The 9,356-nt window shown below is 73.7% G+C and carries 11 protein-coding genes; 8 read left to right on the top strand and 3 right to left on the bottom strand.

All coding sequences use genetic code 11. The features are described from left to right. Positions 1-62: 62 nt before the first annotated feature. Entirely contained in the window at positions 63-449 is a 387-nt protein-coding gene (locus tag ABD353_RS21940; RefSeq protein ID WP_344625339.1) for a hypothetical protein, read from the bottom strand. Between the two features lie 193 nt (positions 450-642). Between ABD353_RS21940 and ABD353_RS21935 the strand changes: the two genes are divergently transcribed. From ABD353_RS21935 to ABD353_RS21910, 6 genes are all read left to right on the top strand, one after another. Next, positions 643-990 carry a hypothetical protein gene (locus ABD353_RS21935; RefSeq protein WP_344625338.1) on the top strand — a complete coding sequence of 116 codons (348 nt, stop codon included), beginning with the start codon at positions 643-645 and terminating at the stop codon, positions 988-990. 27 nt (positions 991-1,017) lie between these two features. Further along, positions 1,018-1,896, top strand: a complete 879-nt coding sequence (locus ABD353_RS21930; RefSeq protein WP_344625337.1) for a nuclease — start codon at positions 1,018-1,020, stop codon at positions 1,894-1,896. A 458-nt stretch (positions 1,897-2,354) separates the two neighbouring features. Beyond that, positions 2,355-2,675 (top strand): hypothetical protein, encoded by a 321-nt coding sequence (locus ABD353_RS21925; protein ID WP_344625336.1) that lies wholly within the window; start codon positions 2,355-2,357, stop codon positions 2,673-2,675. 133 nt (positions 2,676-2,808) lie between these two features. After that, entirely contained in the window at positions 2,809-3,135 is a 327-nt protein-coding gene (locus tag ABD353_RS21920) for a hypothetical protein (RefSeq protein WP_344625335.1), read from the top strand. Positions 3,136-3,296: 161 nt separating this feature from the next. Beyond that, positions 3,297-3,809 (top strand): SigE family RNA polymerase sigma factor, encoded by a 513-nt coding sequence (locus ABD353_RS21915; RefSeq protein WP_344625334.1) that lies wholly within the window; start codon positions 3,297-3,299, stop codon positions 3,807-3,809. Beyond that, positions 3,806-4,951 carry a hypothetical protein gene (locus ABD353_RS21910; protein WP_344625333.1) on the top strand — a complete coding sequence of 382 codons (1,146 nt, stop codon included), beginning with the start codon at positions 3,806-3,808 and terminating at the stop codon, positions 4,949-4,951. The genes ABD353_RS21915 and ABD353_RS21910 overlap by 4 nt, the downstream gene beginning before the upstream one ends. Positions 4,952-5,652: 701 nt before the next feature. Here ABD353_RS21910 and ABD353_RS21905 read toward each other — a convergent pair. Beyond that, entirely contained in the window at positions 5,653-6,696 is a 1,044-nt protein-coding gene (locus tag ABD353_RS21905; RefSeq protein WP_344625332.1) for a hypothetical protein, read from the bottom strand. 162 nt (positions 6,697-6,858) lie between these two features. On the opposite strand from ABD353_RS21905, the gene ABD353_RS21900 reads away from it, so the two are divergent. Then, complete coding sequence (locus ABD353_RS21900; RefSeq protein ID WP_344625331.1) at positions 6,859-7,248, top strand: hypothetical protein; 390 nt, start codon at positions 6,859-6,861, stop codon at positions 7,246-7,248. A 43-nt stretch (positions 7,249-7,291) separates the two neighbouring features. Here ABD353_RS21900 and ABD353_RS21895 read toward each other — a convergent pair whose 3' ends face one another. Beyond that, complete coding sequence (locus ABD353_RS21895; protein ID WP_344625330.1) at positions 7,292-8,029, bottom strand: SDR family oxidoreductase; 738 nt, start codon at positions 8,027-8,029, stop codon at positions 7,292-7,294. A 93-nt stretch (positions 8,030-8,122) separates the two neighbouring features. Here ABD353_RS21895 and ABD353_RS21890 point away from each other — a divergent pair, with 93 nt between their 5' ends. After that, positions 8,123-8,998, top strand: a complete 876-nt coding sequence (locus tag ABD353_RS21890) for a LysR family transcriptional regulator (protein ID WP_425555223.1) — start codon at positions 8,123-8,125, stop codon at positions 8,996-8,998. Positions 8,999-9,356: the final 358 nt, after the last annotated feature.

The raw sequence follows: 9,356 nt of genomic DNA, 5'->3' as shown, positions 1-9,356 counted from the left end.
CGGCGCCCCCCCCCCCCCCCCCCCCCCCCCCGCCCGGGCCCCCCCCCCCCCCCCCGCCGGGCTCACCGCTCGTTGCGGTCCCTGCCCTGCCCCGCGGCCATCCGGCGGCGGATCACCATGAGGTCCAGCGCGGCGATGCCGGCGAAGGCCAGGCAGAGCAGCGCGAAGACGGCGAAGGTGGTGCGGTTCGGTGCGACCCCCGTGCCGGCCGTCCCGGCGAGGACGGCGAAGGCCACGGTGCCGACCGCGAAGAAGCCGAGGAAGACCCGCGAGAGCAGGCGCCTCAGCTCCAGGTCGGTGCGGGCAGTGACCGGTTCGGTGCCGCGGCGCACCGGGCCCTGCGGCCACCACTGCGGTGAGGTGCGGCCCGGTCCGTGCGGGGCGTGCGGGAAGTCGTGCCGTTCCCCGGGCCTTCGGTCGCCGTCCGGGACGTGCTTCCGGCTGTTCATCGGGGGCTCCTTGCGGCCGCTGGTTCCACTCCGGCGGCTGCCCGCTGCGGGCCCGGCCACACGGCGCGGAACGGGCTGATTCCGGACGGCCGGGGCGGGCCGGCGCGGGAAGACCGGAAGGAGAGCGCCATGGCCGCCGACCGCGCCCTCACCGCTCTTCGCCGGCCTGTGCCTGCTGCTGGCGGCGGCCTTCGTGGCCGTCCACGCGGCCGCGTTCGGCGCGGAGCGGCAGCTCGTGGTGGGCGACACGATGACCGCCGTCACGCTGCTGCTGCTCGCCATGCTCAAGACCTCGGAGCGCCGCGCCGAGCACGCCGTCCGGCGCAAGCTCGACGCCATCGCCGAAGCCCTCCCCGAACTCCAGGAGGACGAACCGGGCGAGGCCCCCGACCGCCTGCGTGAAGCCGTCGGCGTGGCGGAACGGCTGTACGCAGGACCAGCCCTCCCGGGCTGCCTCGCCGGGCCGGCCACCGACGTGCCCACGCGGCCAACGCGCCGACGACACGATCCCACCGTTTGCCCACGGAGGACCTCACAATGAGTCACATCCCGGTGACAGGAGGACCTCATGACCATGATGCTCATCAAAGGCCACTACCAGATCAAGGACTTCGAGCCGGACGGCGACACCGTCCACTTCCTCCCCGACGACCCCGGCTTCTGGCTCGAACTGCCCGGCGACCACAAGATCGAACGGGACCCCCACGGCGGCGCCGCCCTCCGGCTCGACGGCATCGACGCGCCGGAGACCCACTACCAGGGGGTCGGCCCCGACTTCGTCCACCAGCCGCTCGACCTGGGAGCCCACGCGGCCCGGGACGCCCTGCTGACCTGGCTGGGCTTCACCGACGTCACCCAGGGCGCGGACGAGAGGGTCACCTCCGCCACCCCGGAGACCGTCCCCGGGTTCGTCCTCGCCAGCGGCGCCGACGCCTTCGGCCGCTGCATCGCCATGGCCGGCCGGGGCACGCCGATCCCGGACGCCAAGAGCGGAACGATCATCAAGGTCGACGTGCCGCTCCTGCACCAGACCGCCAACCACGAACTGCTCGCCCGCGGCCTGGCCTACCCGACGTTCTACTCGAAGCTGCCCAAGGAACTGCGCCTCGACATGGCCGCCACCGCCCGAGCGGCGCAGGCCGCGAAGGTGCCCGGCAGCGTCTGGGCCTACGACGCCACCAACAGCGGCGCCAAGATCGAGGACCTGAGCTCGCTCACCGAGCACACGGTCGTCCTGCCGAAACTCTTCCGGCGCCTGGCCGACTACCTGCGCCTCTTCGGCCCCTCCCTCGACTCGCTCCCCGCCTACCTGGCCGGCGCCGACGACGAATTCTTCCTCTCCGAGCAGCGGACCTCCACCAGGGGCCTGCAGCGCGTCATCGACGTCAACGACAGCACGATCAAGCTGCGCCCCGCCATCGAGGACATCGTCTTCGTCGAGAAGTGAGCCCGACGGCCGAGCACCTCACCGGTGGACCGGCGCCCGACGACCGACCCGCCCGGATCCCGGTCCGCCCGCCGTCACACGGCCGAGGTGCTGCGGCCGGGCCGGGCGAGGAGGAGGCCGGCGGTGGCGACGCCCGCACGGGGTGCGGCAACCGGTGCTCCGGGCGCAGCACTGCGCTGACCAGCCCATATTCGCGGAGAGTCACCGGGCGGGATCTCCGATGGGGCTTGTCTGCACCGCGGTTGGGCGTAGCGTTGACTGTCAGTGTCGGAGTCCGTGATGAGAGCGTGGGCGCGCGGTGGATCGAGCACCGTCTCCGTCGCCGGCGTACGGGCGGCGCGGCGGGTGGGGGCCACGTCGCCCCGGGGGCCACCGGCCGGGGGTGTGGGTTCGGCTCCTCCATCGACTCGCACGGACGGTGACCCCTCATGCGGGTACCCGGAATCCTCGCGGCATCCGTGGCTCTCTCCGGCGCGAGCGCGACCGCGGACGACGGCTGCATCAACGGTCGCGGCAACCACCCGCAGGCCACGAACAAGCAGACGGCCAGCGGGCCGGTCTCGGCGACGGGGGCGTTCAGCTCCGGCCGGAACGGCACGGTCTCGCAGACCCTGACGCTCCACCCGCCGGGCCCGGGCGGCTTCACCTGTCCGGGCGGCCAGACCCTGGTGCTGGCTGACGTCACCTACACGAACGTGAGCCTCGGCGACACCACCAACGGCGTCGCGGCGGCCATCCCCGGCACCTTCAGCAAGGTCTTCGTGACCTTCCGCAAGTGACCTCCACCGCCGGGTGACCTCTACCGCCGTCCGGCCGTCACGGCGAACACCACCGCCGTGACGGCCCGCGGCCCTCGCACAGCGCGGCCGGCCCGTGCCCTCCCGGCCCGTACCACGGTGAAGGAGCCGGGTCATGGCCGAATCGTTCTTCCACGCGGGTGGCGTCTACCGGCAGGACGGGGACGGCACGCCCACCGGCGCGTGCCTGTTCGTCGTGGTGTACGTCGGGCGGGCGCCGGAAGGCTTCGGCCACCCCGGCGGGACGGGTGACGTCGCATTCGGCTGGCGCCGCGGCACCGCGCCGGACGGCACCATCACCCCGCTGGGCTCCTACACCACGACCGACTTCACCGGCTGGCACGAGATCGACGACTCCGAACTCGCCGCCGCCCTCGGCGACACGCCGCTTCCCCTCCACCCCGCCCCACCGGCACGGCCCCGCCGGAGGCACGCCGAGTGACCGCCCGGCAGACCGGCGTCGCCGGGGGGCGCCGTGGCGTGTCGTGGAGCGAGCGGGTGCAGCCGTCCCGGAACCGGTGCAACCTTTCGCACGGCACCAGGCATCAGGGATCCGGGCAGCGCAATCCGGCGGTGCCCGCGAAAGGGAGGGAGGGGTGCCTGATGGTGCGACGTACGGCGAGTTCACGCGACGCCGAGTTCACCGAGTACGCGGCGTCCCGGGTCGGGTGGTTGCGCAAGGTCGCGTACCTGCTCTGCGGTGACTGGGACCGGGCCGACGGTCTCGTCCAGGAGACCATCACCGAGCTCTACGTGAAGTGGCCCCGGGCGGGGAGGGCGGAGAACCGGGACGGCTACGCCCGGACGGTGCTGGTCAACACGTTCCTGGCGGAGCAGCGGACCTCGTGGTGGCGGCGGACCCGGAGGGGTGGGACGGCGCCGGCCGCGGCGTGGGCGGACGTGGACGCCACGATCGACCTGGGGCAGGCACTGGCCGCGCTGCCGCCCAGGCAACGGGCGGCCGTGGTGCTGCGCTACTACTGCGACCTCTCGATCGAGCAGGCGGCCGACCTCCTGGGCTGTTCCGCCGGCAACCTGAGGAGTCAGAGTTCGCGCGGCCTGGATGCACTCGGGCGTTCGTCCGACGACCGACCGGCCGAGGGGAGCAGGGCGTGAACGAGGAGACGATTCTGGCCGAGGAGCTCTCGGCGCTGGCCGACGGGTCCGCCCCGCCGAGCACCGTGGACGTCCACGGGGCGGTGCGGCGCGGCCGTGGCCGGCTGCTGCGGCGGCGGGTGGCGCTGGTGGTGACCGCCGCTTCCGCGGTGGTGGCCTGCTCGGCCGCACTGGCCCTGGTGCTGCCGGGCGGCGGCAGGGCGGCGGATCCCGCCGTGCTGCCGACCACGAGCGTGTCCCCGTCGCCGAGCGGCGTGCACACGTGGAACCCGATCCCGCAGTCGAGCGGGCCCGCCGTGACGCCGTCCGAGACCAGGTCGCCCGCCCCGGTGACCGGCACCGATCCGCTGATCTCCGACGCGCGGTTCGGCTGGCTCCCGGACTCGGTCAAGACGCTCCGCTACATGCGGGAGGCCAACGGCCAGGAGGCCAGCGCACTGGGGGAGCTCGGGGAGTTCCCGACTCCCTCCTTCGGTCTCAAGGTCTTCCCGGCGGGGGTGACGCCCGCACTGCCGACCCTCGCGGACGGAAAGCCCAACCTGCCGGGTTACAAGCCGGGGAACCATGCCATCCGGGTCGACGCCCCGCAGGTCAACGGGCGGGAGGCGTACTGGATCACCGCGAGCGACCCGAACATGGCGGAGACCATGAACACCCTGCGCTGGAAGACCGCGGAGGGCCGGTGGGCGGAGCTCGACTCCGGCTCCCTCTCCGAGGCCGACAAACAGCGGATCCCGCTGAAGGTGGCGGCCGGCGTGACCACCGGCCACTGGCAGGTGCCGCTGCCGCTGCGGATCAGCAACCTGCCCGCGGCGTACACGGTGAACTCGGTGTCGCTCCGGCAGGCGCGCGACGGCAGCGACTTCTCGCTGGACCTGAGCATCGGGTCCTCGACCGGCGCGTTCATCGGCGTCACGGTCAAGCCGGACGTCCCGGACACGGTGCGGACCGGGCCGGACGGAATGCCCCACCAGCCGGAGTCGACGAGGTGCACGTCCGAGAACGGCGTGAAGGCGTGCGTCACCGCCCTGGGGAACGAGGCGCACGTCTTCGACGCGGCCGGCGGCGCCCAGGGCCTGCTGGACAGGTTCACCCTCTTCGGCACGGACCCGGCCACCTGGAACACCGCCGTGCGTGACTGACGGCCCGTCGCGGACGCAACGCCCGGTGCACACGGGGGCACCGGGCGTTGCGCCCGTCCTCGCCGGCCGGGGCAACCGTCAGATCGGCGGCCCCGCGCTGTGTCCGCCGCCTCCTCGGCCGGGCGGCCGACCCGGTGTTCGCTCCGCCTCCTCGTGCCGGGCGGAGGCCGAATGGATGACCGAGGGGATGACGGCGAGCGCTTCGGCGGGTCGGTCCCGGCCGATCAGGAGGTCGGCCAGGGCCCTGGCCGCTCCGCTCCCGGTGGAGGAGCGGAGCTGCTCCACGGCCTCGTCCGGGCACGCCGGCAGAGCGCCTGCGGCGCTGCGAACGGCCGTGGAGGGTGCGGCGGATCTCCCGCAGCCCGTCAGAACTGCACGAGCGGCACGTCCGAGCTCGCGATGAGCAGGTACAGCGCGACGAAGGCGGCCCCGACCAGCCCGAGGACGCTCAGTCCGAGCAGGCACAGGACGTCGGTCAACGACCTCTCCGGTCGCGGGGGTCCGGAATGGCGGTGCGGTGCTCCGGGTGGTGACCACAGTGCGCCCATGAAGCCTCTTTCTCGCTGGTGGTGACGGACCGCCAGCCTCGCAGCGGGCCACGGGCCCGCACCTGAGTACCGGTACTCATCCGTCGACCTGCGCGCTGCCCACGCCGAGGGCCATCTCCTCGGTCATGCGCCCCGCCGTCGCCCCTCGTGCGTTCACGGCCGGTGAGCGTCGTGATGGACGCGCAACCGGGGGCTGCGTATGGCGGGCAGCCCGACCAGGGTGTCCCTGAAGGCGCCGCGGTGGGGCGGCAGGGGGTACCAGGGACGCGGCGGCAGGGGGTAGTCGTCGCGCAGGACGCCCTCGGGGAGTACCCCGGTGGCGGGCATCGGCGAGGTCTCGCCCGGGTGGGTGAGGTACGCCCAGACCCCGCTGTCCAGCGGCACCACGGCCGCCTCGTCACCGGGCGGGCGCCAGGGCTCGCCCGTGAGGGGGTGGCGGGGGACGAGGAGGACATCGGGACGGGAGAGCGGCTCGCGGATCCCCGGGCCGGCCAGCCCCACCGAGCGGGCATCGGGTCCGGCGGGGAGGTACCGGCCGACCGCGTGGCCGAGCAGCTCGGCGACGGGGCCGGCGGGGAGGGTCACCGGGCGGTTCCCGGTGGCGGCCACGAGGTGGGCCAGCGCCACCCCGACGGCGGCCTCCCAGCGGCGGCTCCACGACCCGTCGGGTTCGACGGGCGGGACACGGTGTTCGGCACGCTCCAGGTCGTCCCAGTCGGGAGGTGGAGCGGCCGGGATCCCCGAGGGGCGGCGTACGACCGCGTCGGGTTCCAACCACACCGCCTGCCACAGACCGCAGTCGTCCACCCGGGTCGCCACGGCCCGCCCGCACCCTTCGCACGCCAGGTTGGGGCCGGCCCGGCCGTCCACACCCCGGCAGTAGCCCTCGCACTTCTCGGGGATCAGGGCCATGGACCGGGAGTCGCCGGGGGCGATGACGATCCTGTTCCGCGCGCCGAAGGAGACGGAGTACACCGGCGCGTACACGCCCTGCCGGGCGGCCGCGTCCGCTCCGACCTCCTCCCACAGCCGCCAGGGCGGTCCGGTGGGCCGTGGATCGACGGCGTACGTCGCGGACTCCATCAGCGGAGGATGGAGTTCCTCCCAGCCCCCGTGGTGGGTGTGGACGGGCAGGGCGACCCGGGACATCGGCGCCGTCAGCTCGGTGCGGCACCCGGCACACGCGAACACGTCCAAACAAGCTCCCGTCTCCGCGGTTCCCCGGGGATTGTGCCGCGCTCGCGGTGCAGGGTCCATCGGATTTCGGAGCGGCTCCAGGACGTCCGGGGTGCGTGTCGCGGAGAGGAGCCGACCGGCCGGCATCGGCCGGCTCCCGTCCCACCGCGTTTCGCCGACCCGGTGCCGTACCGGACCGGCTGCGGGTGCTTCCTCGGGCCGAGCACGCTGCTGACGCACGATGTGCCCGGCGAGGTGCTGACCGACCTCGCGATCCTCCTCGGCCTCGAACTCGACGCCGAACTCGTCCGGGAACAGGCCATCCGCACCGGCAGCCCCTGCGACGACGAGCCCTACGTGGAACCCCGCCGACACCCGCACCTGGCCCGACGGGGACGACGGCGACGGGCCCTGCGGCAGCCGAGCCCGTCCCGCGTCGCCGCGGACGTCGCGCCGGTGAGGTCAGCCGTCGTCGCTGGCGGGCGAACGCCCCGCGGCCCTGCCGACGGCCACCGCACCGGCCCGGATCTGACGCACTGTCACGACGCGGCGGGGCGGGTGGGCCCGGCATGACGGGCGGCACCCACCACCTCGTCGGTCCGCGGCGGGCCGGTGATCACCAGGGGACGACGCCGTCGTCCTCGAAGAAGGAACCGGTCGGGCCGCCGTCGGGGAGGGTGGCGAGCCGGATCGGGGTGGCTGCGCCCTGTGCGGGGGTGCGGGGTCCGTGGAAGCCGGTGAAGTCGGTGGCGACGAGGCCCGGGCAGGCGGCGTTGATGAGGATGTTGGTGCCGGCGAACTGTCGGGCGTACTGCAGGGTGAGGGCGTTGAGGAAGGACTTCGACGGCGCGTAGGCCGCCATGATCGGGCCGACCTCGATGTCCGGGTCCGCCTGTCGGGCCAGGGAACCGACGCTGCTGGAGACGTTGACGATGCGCGGCGAGGCCGAGCGCCGCAGCAGCGGCAGCATCGCGTTGGTCACCCGGACGACGCCCATGACGTTGGTGTCCACGACGGTGCGGAGCACCTCCAGGTCGAGCGTGGTCGGCTCCTGCAGCCATCCCGGGCCCATCTCGCCGGGGATTCCGGCGTTGTTGACCAGGACGTCCAGGCGTCCGGCCAGTCGTTCGATCAGTTCTGCGGCATCGGTGACGCTCTGGCCGTCGGTCACGTCCAGCGGTACCTCGAAGGCGTCCACGCCGGCGGCGCGCAGCTTGCCGACGGCGGTTTCGCGTCGGGTCGCATCGCGGGCTCCCACACCGACGCGGTGGCCGAGGCGGCCCAGTCCGGCCGCGATCTCGTACCCGATGCCCTTGTTCGCGCCGGTCACCAGCGCGATCATCGTTTCGCTCATGCAGATGATGCTGGCCCGTGGGCGGGTGGTGCGGCCAACACCGGTACGGTGCCCTGTCATACCCGGCGGGTATCACCGCGTATGCTGTCGGCCGTGGACCCCCTGGAAACCCGCCTGGAAACCCGCGAGTTGAGGTACTTCGTGGCTGTGGCCGAGGAGTTGCACTTCGGGCGTGCCGCCGAGCGCCTCGGCATGGCCCAGCCGCCGCTGTCGCGGGCGGTCCAGCAGCTCGAACGGCGCCTCGGGGTCTGTCTGCTGGAGCGCAACCGGCGTGGTGTCCGCCTGACCGGTGCCGGGGAGGTGCTCTTGCAGGAGGGCCGGGCGGCTCTCGACGCGGCCGCTGCCGCCGCCCGCCGCACCCGGCGCGCCGGGGGTGCCGACCGTCCTGGCGGCCCCCGCGACCGGCTGGTGCTCGCGGTGAAGGCCGCCGCGTCCCATGAGCTGTTGCGGAAGCTTCTCGCCGCCTATGCGGTCGAACCCGGCTGTACCGAGGTCGAGGTGTTGCTGTGCGGCATGTGCGAGCAGGAGGAGATGCTGCGCGACGGGCGCGCCGATGTCGCGCTCATGCACACGCCGTGGAACTCCCTCGCCGGATTCGACAGCGAGGCGCTCATGACCGAGGGGCAGGTCGCCCTCCTGCCTGCCGGGCACCCGCTGGCCGCCCGCAAGACCCTGTCCCTGGCCGAGATCAGGGACGTCCCCGATCTGCCGCTCGCCCGCTGGCCCACCCACGGTACCTACGCCCCCGGCCCGGGCCCCGAGATCCACAACCAGACGCAACTGGCCCAACTGATCGCCCTCGGACGCACCGTGGCGGTCGTCCCCGACTCCGCCCGCTCCTGGCTGTGGGCCGAGCACGCGGCCGTCCCGCTCACCGACGCGCCTTCCGTCGTGACCCACATCGCCTGGCCGGCGCACAGCCGCTCGCTCGCCCTGGCCTGCCTGGTCCGCACGGCCACACGGCTGTGACCGGGCCCTGCCCCACCAGTCACCGCCCGGGACGGCTCGGACACCCCCAGGACCCACGGGACCGATGAAGCAGACCCGCAGGACCCGGACCGTCCGGGACGGCAGGCGAATCGACGCCGTCGCTGGTTGAGAGCTCGTCACACGCACGACTCCCACAGCGGGCCCCACCACATCTCCTGGACCGAGCGGACGCGGCGACGGCCTCCGCCACCCGGCTGACCGTCCCTGCCCGGCTGAGCGCCGGAGAGGACACCGACCGGGCCGTGAGCGCCGGCAGTCTCGGACGGGGCGACCAGGAGGGCCGGTACCCGGAGATGACACGGGCCGTCGTGTCCGCCCCGGCCGGGGCGGACACCAC

It is taken from the genome of Kitasatospora arboriphila, assembly GCF_039528095.1.
GTDB classification, from domain to species: Bacteria; Actinomycetota; Actinomycetes; order Streptomycetales; family Streptomycetaceae; genus Kitasatospora; species Kitasatospora arboriphila.
The sequence above is the reverse complement of the archived record's forward strand: the minus strand, read 5'-3'. Positions and strand labels throughout refer to the sequence as shown.

What these genes read in the sequence shown, in the direction of transcription:
- ABD353_RS21940 (WP_344625339.1), bottom strand. Translation starts at nt 449, where the DNA reads ATGAACAGCCGGAAGCACGTCCCGGACGGCGACCGAAGGCCCGGGGAA.
- ABD353_RS21930 (WP_344625337.1), top strand. Translation starts at nt 1,018, where the DNA reads ATGACCATGATGCTCATCAAAGGCCACTACCAGATCAAGGACTTCGAG.
- ABD353_RS21920 (WP_344625335.1), top strand. Translation starts at nt 2,809, where the DNA reads ATGGCCGAATCGTTCTTCCACGCGGGTGGCGTCTACCGGCAGGACGGG.
- ABD353_RS21915 (WP_344625334.1), top strand. Translation starts at nt 3,297, where the DNA reads ATGGTGCGACGTACGGCGAGTTCACGCGACGCCGAGTTCACCGAGTAC.
- ABD353_RS21895 (WP_344625330.1), bottom strand. Translation starts at nt 8,029, where the DNA reads ATGAGCGAAACGATGATCGCGCTGGTGACCGGCGCGAACAAGGGCATC.